Source organism: Paracoccus zhouxuedongae (assembly GCF_041927815.1).
Lineage (GTDB): Bacteria > Pseudomonadota > Alphaproteobacteria > Rhodobacterales > Rhodobacteraceae > Paracoccus.
Window position 1 is genome coordinate 293,970 of record NZ_JBHFHM010000001.1, and the last position, 17,298, is coordinate 311,267.

At 66.5% G+C, this 17,298-nt stretch carries 16 protein-coding genes; 8 read left to right on the forward strand and 8 right to left on the reverse strand.

Annotated features, from left to right (window positions below):
* Window positions 1-136 precede the first annotated feature (136 nt).
* Window positions 137-463 carry a hypothetical protein gene (locus ACEYYA_RS01575; RefSeq protein ID WP_374796876.1) on the forward strand — a complete coding sequence of 109 codons (327 nt, stop codon included), beginning with the start codon at window positions 137-139 and terminating at the stop codon, window positions 461-463.
* A 1,466-nt stretch (window positions 464-1,929) separates the two neighbouring features.
* Here ACEYYA_RS01575 and gap read toward each other — a convergent pair.
* The 4 genes from gap to purB all read right to left on the reverse strand — a co-directional run bounded on the left by gap (window position 1,930) and on the right by purB (window position 6,429).
* Window positions 1,930-2,931: a type I glyceraldehyde-3-phosphate dehydrogenase gene (gene gap, locus ACEYYA_RS01580; RefSeq protein WP_374796878.1), complete on the reverse strand. Its 1,002-nt coding sequence runs from the start codon at window positions 2,929-2,931 to the stop codon at window positions 1,930-1,932.
* A gap of 135 nt (window positions 2,932-3,066) precedes the next feature.
* Window positions 3,067-3,210, reverse strand: a complete 144-nt coding sequence (locus ACEYYA_RS01585; RefSeq protein WP_374796880.1) for a hypothetical protein — start codon at window positions 3,208-3,210, stop codon at window positions 3,067-3,069.
* 816 nt (window positions 3,211-4,026) lie between these two features.
* Window positions 4,027-5,046 (reverse strand): flagellar motor switch protein FliG, encoded by a 1,020-nt coding sequence (locus ACEYYA_RS01590; RefSeq protein ID WP_374797396.1) that lies wholly within the window; start codon window positions 5,044-5,046, stop codon window positions 4,027-4,029.
* A gap of 78 nt (window positions 5,047-5,124) precedes the next feature.
* Window positions 5,125-6,429 (reverse strand): adenylosuccinate lyase, encoded by a 1,305-nt coding sequence (purB, locus tag ACEYYA_RS01595; RefSeq protein WP_374796882.1) that lies wholly within the window; start codon window positions 6,427-6,429, stop codon window positions 5,125-5,127.
* Window positions 6,430-6,539: 110 nt separating this feature from the next.
* Here purB and ACEYYA_RS01600 point away from each other — a divergent pair, with 110 nt between their 5' ends.
* The gene (locus ACEYYA_RS01600) at window positions 6,540-7,328 is read left to right on the forward strand and encodes a heme-dependent oxidative N-demethylase family protein (RefSeq protein WP_374796884.1); all 789 of its coding nucleotides are present in this window, start codon (window positions 6,540-6,542) and stop codon (window positions 7,326-7,328) included.
* Between the two features lie 94 nt (window positions 7,329-7,422).
* Here ACEYYA_RS01600 and tyrS read toward each other — a convergent pair whose 3' ends face one another.
* Window positions 7,423-8,673, reverse strand: coding sequence for a tyrosine--tRNA ligase (gene tyrS, locus ACEYYA_RS01605; RefSeq protein ID WP_374796886.1), 1,251 nt, complete (start codon window positions 8,671-8,673; stop codon window positions 7,423-7,425).
* A gap of 60 nt (window positions 8,674-8,733) precedes the next feature.
* On the opposite strand from tyrS, the gene ACEYYA_RS01610 reads away from it, so the two are divergent.
* Both ACEYYA_RS01610 and ACEYYA_RS01615 read left to right on the forward strand, forming a co-directional pair.
* Window positions 8,734-9,828 (forward strand): anhydro-N-acetylmuramic acid kinase, encoded by a 1,095-nt coding sequence (locus ACEYYA_RS01610; RefSeq protein WP_374796888.1) that lies wholly within the window; start codon window positions 8,734-8,736, stop codon window positions 9,826-9,828.
* Window positions 9,829-9,945: 117 nt separating this feature from the next.
* On the forward strand, window positions 9,946-10,521 hold the full coding sequence (locus ACEYYA_RS01615) for a PRC-barrel domain-containing protein (protein WP_374796890.1): 576 nt from the start codon (window positions 9,946-9,948) through the stop codon (window positions 10,519-10,521).
* Window positions 10,522-10,582: 61 nt separating this feature from the next.
* On the opposite strand, the gene ACEYYA_RS01620 is transcribed toward ACEYYA_RS01615, so the two are convergent.
* On the reverse strand, window positions 10,583-11,785 hold the full coding sequence (locus ACEYYA_RS01620; protein ID WP_374796892.1) for a pyridoxal phosphate-dependent aminotransferase: 1,203 nt from the start codon (window positions 11,783-11,785) through the stop codon (window positions 10,583-10,585).
* A 74-nt stretch (window positions 11,786-11,859) separates the two neighbouring features.
* Between ACEYYA_RS01620 and ACEYYA_RS01625 the strand changes: the two genes are divergently transcribed.
* The 3 genes from ACEYYA_RS01625 (at window position 11,860) to ACEYYA_RS01635 (ending at window position 13,086) form a co-directional block, all read left to right on the forward strand.
* Window positions 11,860-12,219 (forward strand): helix-turn-helix domain-containing protein, encoded by a 360-nt coding sequence (locus ACEYYA_RS01625; RefSeq protein WP_374796894.1) that lies wholly within the window; start codon window positions 11,860-11,862, stop codon window positions 12,217-12,219.
* A complete protein-coding gene (locus ACEYYA_RS01630; RefSeq protein ID WP_374796896.1) occupies window positions 12,216-12,482 on the forward strand; it encodes a succinate dehydrogenase assembly factor 2 in 267 nt (88 codons plus the stop codon). The genes ACEYYA_RS01625 and ACEYYA_RS01630 overlap by 4 nt, the downstream gene beginning before the upstream one ends.
* An 88-nt stretch (window positions 12,483-12,570) precedes the next feature.
* Window positions 12,571-13,086 (forward strand): MarR family winged helix-turn-helix transcriptional regulator, encoded by a 516-nt coding sequence (locus ACEYYA_RS01635; RefSeq protein WP_374796898.1) that lies wholly within the window; start codon window positions 12,571-12,573, stop codon window positions 13,084-13,086.
* A 4-nt stretch (window positions 13,087-13,090) separates the two neighbouring features.
* On the opposite strand, the gene ACEYYA_RS01640 is transcribed toward ACEYYA_RS01635, so the two are convergent.
* The gene (locus tag ACEYYA_RS01640; protein ID WP_374796900.1) at window positions 13,091-13,900 is read right to left on the reverse strand and encodes a sulfite exporter TauE/SafE family protein; all 810 of its coding nucleotides are present in this window, start codon (window positions 13,898-13,900) and stop codon (window positions 13,091-13,093) included.
* A 1,099-nt stretch (window positions 13,901-14,999) separates the two neighbouring features.
* On the opposite strand from ACEYYA_RS01640, the gene dusA reads away from it, so the two are divergent.
* Entirely contained in the window at window positions 15,000-15,986 is a 987-nt protein-coding gene (gene dusA, locus ACEYYA_RS01645; protein WP_374797398.1) for a tRNA dihydrouridine(20/20a) synthase DusA, read from the forward strand.
* On the opposite strand, the gene ACEYYA_RS01650 is transcribed toward dusA, so the two are convergent.
* Window positions 15,983-17,275, reverse strand: coding sequence for a homoserine dehydrogenase (locus ACEYYA_RS01650; protein ID WP_374796902.1), 1,293 nt, complete (start codon window positions 17,273-17,275; stop codon window positions 15,983-15,985). The two genes, dusA and ACEYYA_RS01650, sit on opposite strands and share 4 nt — an antisense overlap.
* Window positions 17,276-17,298 lie beyond the last annotated feature (23 nt).

Below are 17,298 nucleotides of genomic sequence, written 5' to 3' on the forward strand. Positions count from 1 at the left end.
CCCTTCACAAGAACTGACGCTACGGCAAGAAACTTTCCCGCTGGCGCGCAGGTTGCGCAGATGATTGATTGGCCGCCCGGGCTGGCGTCGGCGGCTGTCGTACTGCCCGCCGCGGCCTCCCTATGACAGGTGCAAGATGCGAAATCCCTTTCTGGACAGCCTGATGGCGCCGGTGACCCTTGGTTGCGCGTTGCTGCAACTGGGCATGGATTCGCAACGGGTCATCGCCCTGCGGTCGGCCGGTCTGATGGGCATCTGGTCCATGCCGCCGGGTGAGGCGGCGCGCATGGTGTCCGAAAAATCCCAGGCTGCGGCCCTGTCGATGCGCGCCGCCAGCCTGGCGATGGCGCGCGGTGAAACGCCCGATCGCGTGGTTCAGGCCGCGCTGAAGCCCGTCAGTCGCAAGGCCCACGCCAATGCCACCCGCCTGACGCGGCAGGGCCTGCGGGCCAAGCGCAGCTAAGGCCCCGCGCGCCAGACCCTCGTGGGTGCGAAAGAGGGCTGCGGGTGTGGCGGTTGTGCGAGTTCTGCAAGATGTGCCCGGTCTGTTGGAGGGCACGGCGCGTTCGTCGACTGGCCACCCGGGTGCCGCTGATCTTTCGGAGCGGCAAGATCGTTCGCCCATGCCCGCAAGGCGTGACTTAGGGTGACCGCAGAGCAGCGATGAGGCGTACCCAAATGCTACACGTCGCATGCCCGCGTGGCGGGGATGTCGCATACCCGCACAGCGGCGATCGTGTTGGTGGAGGAGGCCGCGCGCGGAGCGTTTTCCTTACCACAGCGCGGGCGGCTGGGACACGCTGGCGGTCACGTCGATCTTCGGAGAAGGTTTGAGGTGCGAGACCTTGGGCCTGCAACGGACACTAACCATAGCGGCTGTAGGGCATGTCCGCAGGGCCACGCCTCGAACGCCCGCACAGCGGCGAAATGGCGTGTCCGCGAAGGGGTGACATCTCATGCCTAGAATGCAACGGCACCGCTTGGTTATGGCTACGCCGCCGGCGGCGCGGCGCATTGCCGGTTTGCAAGCTCCTATCAGGTCGCCGGGCTGAGGCGACCGGTTACCCTTGGCGCGCCTCACTCATTCCCCTGAAAGCCTACCCGCCTTGTAAAGGGTCAGCCTTGTTCCAATTGGCATCGCCGGCTCGGTAGCTTCGACCATGTGACACCTGACAAACCTTGTCATCTCGGCCCGCTCATGGCCCATCGACCTCCTGCGCCACGCTCAGGACCGGCATTCTACCAAGCCCGCCCACCTTGTCAGGCCGCCAGCCGCTTCCACCGGGCCCACCCTAGCCTCACCGCGCCGCCACCTTGTCCCCGTCGAACATGAACATTCGGTATGCCCGCTGATCCACACCTCGGCGATCGCGATCGCGGTCGCTACGGCGAAGGCCCTCACCACTGCACCGCGCTGCAAACTGGCTCAACACGCCCGCCGACTCTTCGCCGTCCTGCCGAAGCAACCCGGCACCGGACTGGCCGACGTCTTGAAGCCAAGACAGTCCCTTCCTCGAAAGGCTCGCTCCACGGTCAACCTCGGTCGGCCGCCTGGCGACGCGTTCTTCAGACCCCTCGTTTGGCGCATTCGGTCGAGGCGCCCACGTAAGCGGTTCACAAGCCTGAAAGTCATGCAGCAGGGTGCGACCCGGTGCGACGGGTGGCCGACAGCTTGCCCGGCTGTTCCGACGATCGGGTGATTGCGCCAGGCGGCCCCGTTGCCACCCGAGTTGTCCTCAAGCCTGTCGCCTGTGGCCGTTTGCCTCAGCCGCGTCACGGCGATGCGATTGGCGCAATGCCCCGCGTGGACCGCACCGGCCGGCCGACGCGCGGCGCACGCGGACGGCCCCATGCCCATCCCGCCACAGATCACCACGAAAAAGGCCGGGCAACGACGCGCCCGGCCCCTTTCGTGCTGGTTTGCCGATCTTAGATCAGCTTGCCCATCGCAACGGCGGTGTCGCTCATCCGGTTCGAGAAGCCCCACTCGTTGTCGTACCAGGTCAGGATGCGGACCAGCTTGCCCTCCATCACCTTGGTCTGATCCATGTGGAAGACCGAGGAATGCGGGTCGTGGTTGAAGTCGCTGCTAACCAGCTTTTCATCGGTGAAGCCCAGGATGCCCTTCAGCTTGCCATTCGCGGCGCTGCGGATCGCCTCGTTGATTTCCTCGACGCTGGTGTCACGCGCGGCTTCGAACACCAGATCGACGACCGACACGTTCGGGGTCGGCACGCGGATCGCCACGCCGTCCAGGCGGCCCTTGAGTTCCGGCAGCACCAGGCCCACGGCCTTGGCGGCGCCGGTCGAGGTCGGGATCATCGACAGCGCGGCGGCGCGGGCGCGATACAGATCCTTGTGCATCGTGTCCAGCGTCGGCTGGTCGCCGGTATAGCTGTGGATCGTGGTCATGAAGCCGCGCGTGATGCCCACGGTATCATTCAGCACCTTGGCAACCGGCGACAGGCAGTTGGTGGTGCAGCTGGCGTTCGACACGACGATATCGTCCTTGGTCAGCGAATCGTGGTTCACGCCATAGACGATGGTCTTGTCGGCGTTGTCGCCCGGCGCCGAAATCAGCACCCGCTTGGAGCCGTTTTCCAGATGGGCCTGGCACTTTTCCTTGCTGGTGAAGATGCCGGTGCATTCCATCACCACGTCGACGTCTTTCCACGGCAGTTCGGCGGGGTTGCGCAGCGCCGTCACCTCGATCGGGCCGCGGCCCACATCGATGGATGATCCCTTGACGGTCACCTGCGCCGGAAAGCGGCCATGCACGCTGTCATAGCGCAGCAGATGCGCGTTGGTTTCGACCGGGCCGAGATCGTTGATGGCCACGACCTCGATATCCTTGCGGCCCGATTCGATGATCGCGCGCAGCACGTTGCGGCCGATCCGACCGAAGCCGTTGATGGCAACCTTGACCGTCATGAAGTCCTCCTGTCTGACAAGGGCAGGGCGGCGCGGCAGGGCGCCACCGTCGCCGGTCACCATGGGGAAATCCTGACAAAAGGCAACGGCTGTTCGCGCCAACGTCGCCCAGTTGCGACCAAAATCGGGGGGGTGTCAGCGCCAGAAGGCCAGATATTCGATGAAACGGTCGGTCCGTTTCAGCATGAAGAAGGTGCCGCGGCCTTGGTTCAGCGCAAGGTCCGCCACGATCAAGGCCAGAATCGTGACAAGCAGCACAAGGGCCAGGCGGTTGGTCATGGCGGCCGATCCTTTGGTTGCGGCGCAGGTCTGGCCCGGGTGATAACCGAGCACGGGGCGCGGGCCAAGCCAGATGAGCGCGGCAGGGGCCGCCGTGATCGGGGCCAGTGCGGTGCCACATCCCGGTCCGCGCCGAGGGTGGTTCTGTCGTGGGACTGTCCGGGCAAAGGCGCTGCCGCTGCTGCTGATCGCAGTGAGGGCGCAGGGGCCGGTCTTGGTTCGCCGCAAGGGCGCCGCTTGTCGCGCCATCGTGCCGCGCCCGACCGGGGGGCTTGGTGGTCATGTGACGCAGTGGCCGGATCCGGACGCCATAGGTGCAATCGACATCGCACTCCCTGAACGGGTGTGACGCGGCGCGCCTGACACCAGAAACCGCACCTTCGATCTGTAGAGCGTTGCCCGTGCACGCCTGGCGCCCCCGCTGCTACGCGTCGCACGCGCCAGGGGTCGCCCTTCTGTTGGGCATGTTCATTCCAGGCTGAGGCGCTGCTCCGCCACCCACGGAAACGATCCCCATCGCCGTGCGTGGCCCGAATGTGCGGCCTATCAGTCAGAAAGCGGGTCTGACGGTGCTTGCCTGTTACCAGCATCGGCACCTTCGATCTGTGGCGCGTTTCCCGTGCATGCCCTTCGCCGCCGCTGTTACCTGTCGCACGCGCAAGGGTCGCCCTTCTGTTGGGCATGTTCGTTCCAGGCTGAGGCGCTGCGCCGCCACCCACGGAAACGATTCCAATCGCCGTGCGTGGCCCGACTGTGCGGTCCATCGGCCAGCGACCTGGTCTGACAGTGCCTGGCTAATGGCAGAGCCTGCACGCGTCAGTCCTCACCGGCGATCAGGAATATCTCGCCGGCCGCCTCCATCTGACGGATCGTGGTGACGACCCCTGCCATCGCTTCTTCGATGTCCTTGTCCTTCAACTTGCCAAGGTTGCCCATCTCCTCGCGCAGGGTGGCGGCCATGCGTTGCGACATGCAGCCAAGGATGAACTCCGCGGCTTCGGCATCCTTGCCCTTGGCCCCGGCAAGCGCCTTGAGCAGGGCGGTCTGGTCGATCTCGCGCAGGATTTTCGGGATGTCGCGCGGATCGATGCGGACCGGGATGTTGGTAAAGGTGAAGATCGCCTTCTTCACCTCGGCCGCGAAATCGGCATCATCCTGTTCCAGACCGGACAGCACCGCGTCACGGGTATTGGCGGGGGAATAGTTCAGGATCGCGCCGACACGCTCGACCGGGCCGGTGTCAAAGGCGCGCACCGGCGCCGCATCCAGTTGATGCGCAAGCGCAAGGCCGATGCGGCGCACGGTTTCCGGCGCGATGTTCGAGGTCAGCGACACCGCATAGGCCACCGCCCGCGCCCGTTCCTGCGGCAGCCGCCCAAGGATGTCGGCGGCCTTTGACACGGCAACCTTGGAGACCATCACCGCCGCAATCTCGACGCTTTCGTTCTGCGCCACGGGCAGCAGCGCCTCGGCTGACAGGCCGGTGACCCGTTCCCAAGGGTCGCCGCCCGAGCTGGCCCCCGCCATGCGCCGCAACCGCCCGGCTGCTTCGCGCGACAGATGCCCCTCAAGCAGGTCAAGCGCGCCGCCAAGCCCCTCGGGGAAGGCAAGGCCGATCCCCTCAATCAGGGTGCAAAACTCATGCACGACGTGATCCAGGGTGTCGCGGTCGATCGGCTCCATCCCGGCGATCGATTCGGTGATCGCTTCCTGCATGTCGGCGGGCAGATCCGACAGTGGCAGGTCAGCCCCCTCCGCCGCCAGAAGGCGGACGATGATCGCCACCTTCTGTCGTTGCGTCAGCGGGCCGGGAAGCCCGCCAAGGGATGAAGACATCAGCGCCACCGCCCGCCCTTTCACCTGCGCGTTCGCGGCAAGATGGCAGGACGGGGTTAAGGGCGGGTAAAGAACCGATCAGTCGTTAAAAACCCGCGCAAAGATCGTGTCGACATGCTTGGTGTGATAACCAAGGTCGAACTTTTCCTCGATCTCGGCGGGGCTAAGCGCCGCCGTCACCTCGGCATCGGCCAGCAGCTCGGTCTTGAAATCGGCACCCTGTTCCCAAACCTTCATCGCATTGCGCTGCACCAGCCGGTAAGCATCCTCGCGCGATACGCCGGCCTGCGTCAGCGCCAGAAGCACCCGCTGGCTCATCACCAGACCGCGGAACTTGTTCATGTTCTTCAGCATGTTATCGGGATAGATCACCAGCTTGTCGATGACCCCCGCCAGCCGGTTCAGCGCGAAATCCAGCGTAATCGTGGCATCCGGCGCGATGCCGCGTTCGACGCTGGAATGGCTGATGTCGCGTTCGTGCCACAGCGCGACATTCTCCATCGCGGGCACCACGCACATCCGCACCAGCCGCGCCAGACCGGTCAGGTTTTCGGTCAGCACCGGGTTGCGCTTGTGCGGCATCGCCGACGATCCCTTTTGGCCGGGGCTGAAGAACTCTTCGGCCTCCAGTACTTCGGTGCGCTGCATGTGGCGGATTTCGATGGCGATGTTTTCAATGCTGCTGGCGATCACCCCAAGCGTGGCAAAGAACATTGCATGGCGGTCGCGCGGGATCACCTGGGTGCTGATCGGCTCGGGGCGCAGGCCCATTTGCGCGCAGACATGCTCCTCGACCGCCGGGTCGATATTGGCGAAGGTGCCGACCGCGCCGGAAATCGCGCCGGTCGCCACCTCGTGGCGGGCGTTCAGCAGGCGCGCCCGACCGCGCGCCATTTCGGCGTAAAAGCGCGCGAAGGTCAGACCCATGGTGGTCGGCTCGGCGTGGATGCCATGGCTGCGGCCGATGCGCACGGTGTCCTTGTGCTCGTGCGCGCGGCGCTTCAGCGCGGCCAGAACCTTGTCCATGTCCTCGATCAGGATGTCGGCGGCGCGCACCAGTTGCACGTTCAGCGTGGTGTCCAGCACGTCGGAACTGGTCATACCCTGATGCACGAAGCGCGCCTGGTCGCTGCCGATATGTTCGGCCAGATGGGTCAGAAAGGCGATCACATCATGCTTGGTCACCGCCTCGATCTCGTCGATGCGCGCCACGTCGAACTGCACATCCTTCGCCCGCCAGACGGCCTCGGCGTTTTCGCGCGGGATGACGCCCAGATCGGCCTGGGCGTCGCAGGCATGGGCCTCGATCTCATACCAGATGCGGAACTTGGTTTCGGGTGACCAGATGGCGGTCATCTGCGGGCGGGCATAGCGCGGGATCATCGGGGCCTCCTGTGGTTGCAACGGCTTTAGCGGCTGGTCGGCCATCGGGCAATGGCCGGGGGCTTGCGAGGCGGCGGGATTTCGGCGCAACTGATCCAAAGAGGACAGGGATGAGCGACATTCGCCAAAAGCATCTGGCCTTTGCGCCCTGGCACGATCCGCGCACGCGGCGGATGCCGGGCACGATCCCGGTTGCGCCGCAGGATTGGCTGCTGGTCGATGACGCCTATGGCGCGCAGATGGGCCTGCGCGACCGGCTGATCGACACCACGCCCGACCGGGTTCACGCGCTGACGCCCCAGGCGCGCCCGGCGGCGGATGAGCTGCTGGCGATGGTGCTGCCTTTGTTGCCCGCGCTTGGCCACCAGATCCAAGGCGAAAAGATCACCCGCCCCGATGGTGCCTCGGTCACGCTGGACCCCGCCCAGCCCCTGCGCAGCCTGGGTCAGCTTTGCGCCGAGGATTTCTGCCTGATGCAGCCCGGCGGCGCGGGCGAACATGTGCTGACCGGAGCCATCCTGTGCTTTCCGGCGGGCTGGACGCTGGCCGAGAAAATGGCCCGACCGATGATGGCGATCCACCGCCCGGTCGCCAGCTATACGCCCGACATCGGTGCCCGCGTCCAGCGCCTGCTGGACGGTGTGCGTCCCGGCATCGGCCTGATGCGCGGCACGGCGCATCATTCAAACGCCCCCCTTCACAACCCAAGAACCGAGGCACAGGGTCGCGCCCCCGAAGGCCCGCTGCCCTTCATTCGCGTCGAACGTCAGTGCCTGTTTCGCCTGCCGCAGACCGGCGCGGTCGTGTTCTCGATCCATACCAGCGTGATCGACCCCGCCGATCTGACGCCGGATCAGGCGGCCACCCTGGCCGAGTTCCCGATCCGCGACGCCGCATGACGACAAAGGGCGGCCCCGCAAAGCCGCCCTTTCTTCTTTGCAAAGATATCCCCCGCGGAGCGTCCGCAGCCGCCACCCCCGCAGGTGGCCGGTATCAGCCCAGCACCACCATCTTGTGCTTTTTCTTGCCGATCGAGACCTTAAGCCCCTCGCCGATCATCGCGGCGTCGATCAGCAGATTGCCATCGGCCACGGCCTCGTTGTTCAGCCGCAGCCCGCCCTCGGCGATCAGTCGTTTCGCCTCTTTCCCGGAAGGTGCCAGCCCGGTGCGCACCAGCAATTGCACCGCCGACAGGCCGTCACCCAGATCGGTCGCGGCCAGCGTCACGCTGTCCAACGCGCCCCCGGCACCGCCTTCGGCAAAGACGGCGCGGGCGGTTGCCTCGGCGGCCTGGGCGGCCTCATCGCCATGCAAAAGCGCGGTGACCTGATTGGCCAGGATCACCTTGGCCTCGTTGATCTCGGCCCCCGACAGCGCGCCCAGCCGGTTGCATTCCTCGACCGGCAGTTCGGTGTAAAGCTTCAGGAACCGGCCCACATCGGCATCGGTGGTGTTGCGCCAGAACTGCCAGAACTCGAACGGCGACAGCATGTCGCCATTCAGCCAGACCGCGCCGCCCGCCGACTTGCCCATCTTGCGCCCGTCGCTGGTGGTCAGCAGCGGGCTGGTCAGGCCAAAGATCTCGCCCTCGACCACCCGGCGGGTCAGGTCGATGCCGTTGACGATATTGCCCCACTGGTCCGACCCGCCCATCTGCAACCGGCAGCCATGGCGGCGATACAGTTCCAGAAAGTCATAGGCTTGCAGGATCATGTAGTTGAACTCAAGGAAGCTCAGCGATTGTTCCCGATCCAGCCGCGACTTGACGGATTCAAAGCTCAGCATCCGGTTGACGCTGAAATGACGGCCGATGTCGCGCAGGAACTCAAGATAGTTCAGCCCGTCCAGCCATTCGGCATTGTTCAGCATCACCGCATCGGTCGCGCCCTCGCCATAGGACAGATAGCGCGCGAAGACCCGCTTCATGCCGGCGATGTTTTCGTCGATCTTGTCGGGCGTCAGCAGCGGGCGTTCCTCGCTGCGGAACGACGGGTCGCCCACTTTCGTCGTGCCGCCACCCATCAGCGTGATCGGCTTGTGCCCGGTCTTTTGCAGCCACCGCAACATCATGATGTTCAGCAGATGGCCGACATGCAGGCTGGCCGCCGTTGCGTCATATCCGATATAGGCCGGGGTCACGCCCTTCGCCAGAACCTCGTCCAGCCCCTGATAATCGGTGCAGTCGGCCAGATAGCCGCGCTCGGTCATCACGCGCAGGAAGTCGGATTTGGGATGATAGGTCATGGCCGCACTCCGGGTCTTGCCGTGGCCCTGTGCCACGGTCCAAATGCCTATAGCGGCACGATGGCGAAAGGGAAAGCGATGGACTGGGTGGCAGGATGCATGTCGGGCACGTCGCTGGATGGGGTCGATGTGGCGCTGATCCAGACCGATGGCGTGGCGATCGGCGGCTTTGGGCGCAGCGCCTATCGCGCGTTTTCCGGGCATGAGCGTGACATTCTGCGCGCCGCGCTTGGCCGCTGGCCGGGCGAGGCGGGGGTCAGCGGCGCCGCGCGGGTGGTCGAAGATGCCCATCTGGCGCTGCTGGCGGACTTTCCCGAGGCCGCGCTGATCGGCTTTCACGGACAGACGCTGGCACATGATCCAGGCGGGCGCGGCACCCATCAGGCGGGTGATGGCGCGCGATTGGCGCGGGCGCTGAACCGCCCCGTCGCCTGGGATTTCCGCAGCGCGGATGTTGCGGCGGGCGGGCAGGGGGCGCCGCTGGTGCCGTTCTTCCATCACGCTTTGGCCCGGCATCTGGGGGCGGGCGCGCCGGTGGTGTTTCTGAACCTCGGCGGGGTTGGCAATCTGACATGGGCAGATCCACGCATCGACGATCCCGCGGCGCCGGGGGCCTGTCTGGCCTTCGACACCGGCCCGGCCAATGCGCCGATCAACGATCTGATGATGGCGCGGCGAGGCCTTGATTGCGACACCGGCGGCGCATTGGCCGCGCAGGGGGTGGCCGATGCGGTGCGCGTGGCCGATTTCCTGACGCATCCGTTCTTTGCCGCCCCCGCGCCGAAATCGCTGGATCGCGACAGTTTCGCGCAGGCGCTGCGTGTCGATGACCTGGTCGATGCCGATGCCTGTGCCACGCTGACGGCGGCCGCCGCGCAAGTGGTCGCGGCGGGGCTGGATCTGCTGCCAGAACGCCCCGAACGGATCCATGTCTGTGGCGGCGGGCGGCTGAACGCGACGCTGATGGCGATGCTGGCCGCCGCCTGTGCCTGCCCCGTCCAGCCGGTCGAGCATATGGGGCTGGACGGCAACCTGATCGAGGCGCAGGCCTTCGCCTATCTTGCCGCGCGTGTGGCGCGGGGGCTGCCGCTGACCGCGCCCGGCACAACGGGCGTGGCGCGCCCGCTGGCCGGGGGGCGCCTCACGCGGCTGTGAACAGGCGCTGTCGGCTTAATTGGAACTGAAATCAGGGCCGAAGGTTGTGAAGGTGTCCCGGCGCTGCCGGTTCACCCGAAGCCGGGCGCCACCGCGCCCGACCAACAGGAGAAGACCATGAAAAAGTTTTTCGCTTCCGCCGCCGCCCTGTCGCTGATCGCTGGTATGGCGACCGCCCAGACCGCGACCACCACCACTGAGCAGCCCGCGCCGGGCATGGAAGGTATGGCGGGTATGGCAGGCACCGCTGGCACCGCAGGCATGGACGGCATGACCGGTGTCGCAACCGACGCGGCCCCCGCGGAAACCGTCGTCGCCCCGACCGAGGCTGCCGCTGCGCCGATGACCGAAGCCACGCACATGCTGGGTTCGTGGATCATGGACCGCAACGTCTGGACCACCGTACAGCCCGCCGGCACCAGCTGGGACGCCTACACCAACGTCACCGAGCGTCCGGCCGAGTGGAAGAACATCGCCAACATCGATGACATCGTGATCGACGCCGACGGCAAGATCACCGGCTATGTTGTCGATATCGGTGGCTTCCTGGGCATTGGCGCCAAGCGCGTCGCTCTGGACCCGAACGCCCTGCGCATGATGCACATCGGCGACGACACCTTCTTCGCGACCCACTACACCCAGGACGAACTGAAGGCCCTGCCCGAGTTCGACAAGGACGTGGTGAAGAACTGATCTATCATTCAGATGCGGAAAGGGCGGCCCCAGGGCCGCCCTTTTTGCATGTGTCCCAGTCTTAGCGGCAGCCCTCGCAGAACCGCTTGATCCGGGCGCAGGCCTCGGTTAGGGCCGCGTCCGACGTCGCATAGCTGATGCGGAAATTGGGCGACAGGCCGAAGGCCGCGCCGAACACCACGGCCACGCCCTCCTCCTCCAGCAGAGCGGTGGCGAAGACCTCATCATCGGTGATCGCCACGCCCTTGGGCGAGGTCTTGCCGATCAGATCGGCGATCGAGGGGTAGACGTAAAAGGCCCCCTCGGGCGTCGGGCAAGTGATGCCGGGGCAGTCGTTCAGCGCCGCCACCACCAGGTTGCGGCGGCGTTCAAAGGCCGCGCGGCTGTCACGGATGTAATCCTGCGGCCCGTTCAGCGCCTGCACCGCGGCGTGCTGGCTGATCGAACAGGGGTTCGAGGTGGATTGCGACTGCACCTTGCCGATGGCCTTGATCAGCGCCTCTGGCCCGGCGGCATAGCCGATCCGCCAACCGGTCATCGCATAGGCCTTGCTGACGCCGTTGCAGGTCAGCGTGCGGTCGTAAAGGCCGGGTTCGACCTGCGCCGGGGTAACGAACTGGAAACCGCCGAAGGTCAGATGTTCGTACATGTCGTCCGACATGACCCAGACCTGCGGGTGGCGCATCAGCACATCGGTCAGCGCCTTCAGCTCATCGCGGCTATAGCCCGCGCCCGAAGGATTCGAGGGGCTGTTGAAGATGAACCACTTGGTCTTTTCCGTGATCGCCGCCTCAAGCTGGTCGGCGGTGATCTTGTAGCCGGTCTGCATCGGCCCTTCGACAAAGACCGGCGTGCCACCGGCCAACAGAACCATGTCGGGATAACTGACCCAATAGGGCGCCGGGATGATCACCTCATCGCCGGGGTTCAGCGTGGCCATCAGCGCATTATACAGCACCTGCTTGCCACCGGTGCCGACCGTCACCTGCGCGGGCGTATAGGTCAGCCCGTTTTCGCGCGCGAACTTGGCACAGATCGCCTTTTTCAGCTCGGGGATGCCATCGACTGCGGTGTACTTCGTCTTGCCCGCCTGGATCGCGGCGATGGCCGCATCCTTGATATGCTGGGGCGTGTCGAAATCGGGCTCGCCCGCGCCCAGGCCGATGACGTCGCGCCCCGCCTCTTGCAGCTCGCGGGCCTTGTTGGTGACGGCAATGGTGGGCGAGGGCTTCACGCGGGCCAGCGTGTCGGACAGGAAGGCCATGGGACGCTCCGGTTTGTGTTTCGGCGTCCCATCTTCTAGGGTCGGCGCGAACCCGCCGCAAGAAGGAGGAGGGGATGTCCTATTACGCCGCCGATCAGGCCACTTTGGGCGACCGCATCGCCGCCGCGCGCGAGGCCCTGGGCCTGACCCAAAAGGAATTGTCCGACCGGCTGGGGGTACGCCGCAAGACCCTGGCCGAATGGGAGGACGACCGCGCCGAACCCCGCGCCAACCGGCTGCACATGATGTCGGGCGTGCTGGGGGTCAGCCTGATCTGGCTGATGACCGGCGAGGGCGCGGGCCTGCCCGCCCCCGATCATGCGCCCGTATCGCGCGCGGCCCCGGCCGTGATGGACGAGATCGCGGCCTTGCGGCAGATCGCGCAGGATCTGGCCGCCCGGCTGTCCGCGCTGGAACAGGGGGCGTCGAAATGACCGAAACCCGCGAGCATCGCCTGAAACGGCTGTCGATGCGCAGCTGGCGGCGCGGCACCAAAGAGATGGACCTGATCCTGGGGCCTTATGCCGATGCGCATCTGGCCGGAATGGACGACGAATCGCTGGATGCGTTCGAGGCGTTTCTGGCCGAGAACGACAGCGACCTATACCCTTGGATCACCGGCGCGCAGCCGCTGCCGCCCGCCCATGCGCCGCTGATCGCGCGGCTTCTGGCCTTTGCAGGCGCCCGGCACGGCTGATGTTCGGGTTTTTTTCCGTGCGGCCGGGTCTGGCTTAACGGGATATTGGGGATTTTCGGCAAGTCTGCCCAGAACGGAGGTAGACCGCATGACCCTGCACGCGCAACGCATGATGACCCTGCCCGAACCGCATCCGGTCGGCGGGGCGCTGATCCCCTATCTGGGGCTGATGGCGCTGATCGAACGGCTGCAACATCTTCTGCTGGACCTGATCAAGGATGAGTTCGAGCGGCTTTCGCTGCTGGACGTGAACCCGGTGCAGGCGCTGATCCTGTTCCATATCGCCGATCATGAGGTGACGGCCGGCGAATTGCGATCGCGCGGCTTTTATCAGGGATCGAACGTCAGCTATAATCTGAAAAAGCTGGTGGAGCTGGGCTATCTGCACCACGCCCGCTGTGCGGTCGATCGCCGGTCGGTGCGGATCCGGCTGACCGAAAAGGGCCATGATCTGCGCCATGTGCTGACCGCGCTGTTCGCGCGCCAGGCCGCCGGTCTGACCAAGGCGGGCAGTCTGGCCGATCCGGGCGTGCTGGACCGGGTGGCGGCCGATCTGGGCGGGCTGGAACGATACTGGGCCGATCAGATCCGCTATATCTATTGATCGCCTAGCCCCAGATCACCTTGCGCAGCATGTTCAGTGCGACCAATGCCAGAAAGCCTGCAAACACGCGTTTCAGCCGGGCCGCATCGGTGCGATGCGCCAGGGCGGCGCCCCAGGGCGCGGTGATCAGGGTCATGGCGATGACCACGCCAAAAGCGGGCAGGTTGACCGCGCCGATTGTATAGGGCGGCGCCTCGGGCACCTTGACCAGCAGGAAGGCCAGCACCGAGGGCAGCGCGATGGCGACGCCAAAGCCCGCCGCTGTCGCCACCGCGCGGTGCATGGCGACACCCGAAAGCGTCATCGTCGGCACCGCCAGCGAGCCGCCGCCGATCCCCAGAAGCACCGACAGAAAGCCGATGGACGCCGACCAGACCGCCCGGACAATCCCGCCCGGCATCGCCGCCCACAGCCGCCAATCCTTGCGGCCAAAGGCCATGTAGGCGGCGATCAGCAGCACCATGACGCCAAAGATCGCCTGCAACGTCGGCGTGCGCAGCCGCGCCACGACCATCACCCCGATCAGGGCGCCGATCATGATGCCCGGCGCCCAGGTCCGAATGACCGTCCAATCCACCGCCCCCTTGCGATGATGCGCCAGCACCGACCGCAGCGAGGTCACGATGATCGTCGCAAGCGAGGTTGCCAGGCAGACCTGCATGATCTGATCGGAATGATGCCCCATCGCCGTGAACAGCCACAGGAAGGCCGGGACCAGCACGATGCCGCCGCCAACCCCCAGCAGCCCGGCCAATACGCCCGCCAAGGCCCCCACCGCCATCAGCGTCAACAGCATCGGGATCAGTTCGGTCATGGGTGCCTCATGTAGCGGTGGTCCTCGTCGCGGCCAGAATGGTCACGGATCGCCCGCGGGGTAAAGGCGCGCCGACTACCGCGCGCAGGCCAGCGGCAGTCTCGGCCAGCATTGTGCGGTGGGGCAGAGGTCAGCGGGTCGGGGGGCTTGTGTGGTTCGCGGTGGCTTGGTGCGAGACCTGCCAAAGGGCCGCTGGCCATGTCGTCACGGCGCTTGCCGATGCGCCGCGCCTCAGGACGATTCCGGCCGCGCCGAGGTTTAGCACCCGGCCCATCCATGCGTGGCGCGGTATGCACTCGCCGCACTTACCCGGACCCGCAGCGCTCATCAGCCGAATACGCGCCCCGAAAGCAGACGACGCTGCGAAGAACTGCGCCCACACGTTCCGTCACGCTGTATCCATCACGAGACCGCAGCCATCACCCGGCGACTCGGCACCCGGCGCCGCTGAACCGGCGTCCCGAAAGGCCGACCGCGATGCGAAGGACCGCCCCTGCAAGTTCCGTCAGTGCGCATCGCGTCAACCGCAACGCCCGTCTGAACGCCCCGCAGCCCGCCGCCGCTGAATCCACGCCCCGAACACCACGCCGACGCCACGGACGTGCCCGCACGTTCCGTCAGGGCGCATCGCATCAAACCACGACGCGCATCCACAAGACCGCCCCGCAGCCCGCCGCCGCTGAATCCGCGCCCCGAACACCACGCCGAGGCCAAGGACGGCACCCGCACGTTCCGTCAGGCCGCATCGCATCAAACCGCAACGCTCATCCGCAAGACCACCCCGCAGCCCGCCATCGCTGAACCCGCGCCCCGAACATCACGCCGACGCCAAGGACGTCCCCGCACCGTCCGTCAGCGCGCATCACATCAAATGACAACGCCCATCTGCCCGACCGCCGTCGCCGCCGGCCTATGCACCGTGCGTCGGCCGCTATCCAGGCCCCACGCGCGTCACACCTGATCCACCCTCACGCCCTTCAAGCGGGGCACCCGAAATGGTGCCACCATGCCGAGTTCGCGGCCCAAGGGCGCCAGGCGCATCGCCCCCGGCGCCATCGTTCATCTGGACGCCCGCCCCGGCGCGGCCTATCTGTCGGCCATGACCCACGACCTTGATCTTGCCGCGCGCCTTTCCGTGGCGCCGATGCTGGACTGGACCGACCGGCATTGTCGGGCGTTTCACCGCATCCTGTCGCGCCACGCGCTGCTGTATACCGAGATGATCACCGCCCCCGCGATCATCCATGGCGACCGCGCGCGGCTGTTGGATTTCGATGCCGCCGAACAGCCGGTCGCGCTGCAACTGGGCGGGTCGGATCCCGCGCAACTGGCGCAGGCGGTGCGGATCGCCGCCGATTGGGGCTATGCCGAGATCAACCTGAACCTGGGCTGCCCGTCCGACCGCGTGCAGGCGGGTTGCTTTGGCGCGGCGTTGATGGCGCAGCCGGGGCTGGTTGGCGACTGCCTGGCGGCAATGGTCGCGGCCAGCCCGGTGCCGGTCACCGCCAAGACCCGCATCGGCATCGACGATCAGACCCCGGCCGAGGTGCTGCCTGCCTTTCTTGAGGTGATCCGCGCGGCGGGCGTTCGGCGCGTCATCATCCATGCGCGCAAGGCCTGGCTGCAAGGCCTTAGCCCGCGCGAAAACCGTGAGGTGCCGCCGCTGGATTACCCGCTGGTGCTGGCGATGAAGCGGGCCTTCCCGGATCTGCACATCTCGCTGAACGGGGGCGTCGCGGATCTGGCGCAGGTGCAAGGCCTGCTGGGTCAGGGCCTCGATGGGGTGATGGTCGGGCGCGCGGCCTATCACATGCCGATGGCGGTGCTGGCGGGGGCCGATGCGGCGCTGTGGGGTGGCGCGGCGGGGCCGACCGCAATCGAGGCCGCGCGCGCGATGCGGCCCTATATCGACCGGCATCTGGCCACCGGCGGGCGGCTGCATCAGGTGGTGCGGCACATGCTGGGGCTGTTTCACGGCCAGCCGGGTGCGCGGTATTGGCGCCAGCAATTGTCGGGCCAGATCCCCGACCGGCTGGACCATTACGACGCCGTTCTGGCCGCGATGGAGGACCGAGGCGCGACCTAAAGCTCTTCGATGCGCAGCTCGACCGGTTCGCCCTTGATGACGCCGGTGCCGGGGAGGCGTTCGATGGCGGTGTCGATGGCGTCGGGCGTGGTCTTGTGGGTGACGATCAACACCGGCGCCGACACATCCTGATGGCCATATTGCCGCATCCGGTCGATCGAGATGCCGCAATCGCCCAGAACGGTCGCCACTTTCGCCAGGGCGCCGGGTTTATCCAGCAACTCCAGGCGCATGTAATAGGGGGCAGGGGCGGCGGTGCGGGCCGCCGGGGCCTCGGCCAGGGCGCTTGCGGGCTGACCAAAGGTCGGAAGGCGGACGCCGCGCGCGATTTCGACCACATCCGACAGCACGGCACTGGCCGTGGGGCCTGCGCCCGCACCGGCCCCACGCAGCACGATCTGGCCCACGGCATCGCCATCCAGCACGACCATGTTGGTGCCGCCCTGCAATTGCCCCAGCGGGCTGTCGGCGGGCACCAGACAGGGCGACATGCGCTGTTCCAGCCCGCGCCCGGTCATCTGCGCCACGCCCAACAGCTTGATGCGATAGCCCATGTCGGCGGCGCGGTGGATGTCGTCGATGCTGACGCGCTCGATCCCCTCGATCTCCACGGCGTCGAAATTGACGCGGGTGCCAAAGGCAAGCGCGGCCAGGATCGACAGCTTGTGCGCGGCGTCGATGCCGCCCACGTCCAGCGTCGGGTCAGCTTCGAGATAGCCCAGTTGGCGCGCCTCCTCAAACACCGCGGCATAGGGCAGACCGGCACTTTCCATGCGGGTCAGGATGTAATTGCAGGTGCCGTTCATCACCCCCATGACGCGCTTCATGGCGTTGCCGGCCATGCCCTCGGTCAGGGTCTTGATGACGGGGATGCCCCCGGCGACGGCGGCCTCATAGCGGATGACGCGGCCATTCGCCTCGGCCAGTTCGGCCAGTTCCTGACCGTGGATCGCCAGCAGCGCCTTGTTCGCGGTGATCACATCCTTGCCGGTGGTCAGCGCCACGGTGATCGCATCGCGCGCTGCGCCGTCATGGCCGCCGACCAGTTCCACCAGCACGTCGATGTCGCTGCGCCGGGCCAGGCTGACGGCGCTGTCCTCCCACGCATAGGACGACAGGTCGACATCGCGGTTCTTCAGGCGGTCGCGGGCACAGACGGCGGTGATGGCCACGGCGCGCCCGGCGCGGCGGGCGATCAGATCGGCATGGCGTTGCAGGATCTGCACGGTGCCAACCCCGACGGTGCCCAAACCAGCGATGCCAAGGCGAAGGGGGGCGGGGGCGGTCATCGGAAACTCCTGCAAATGAACGG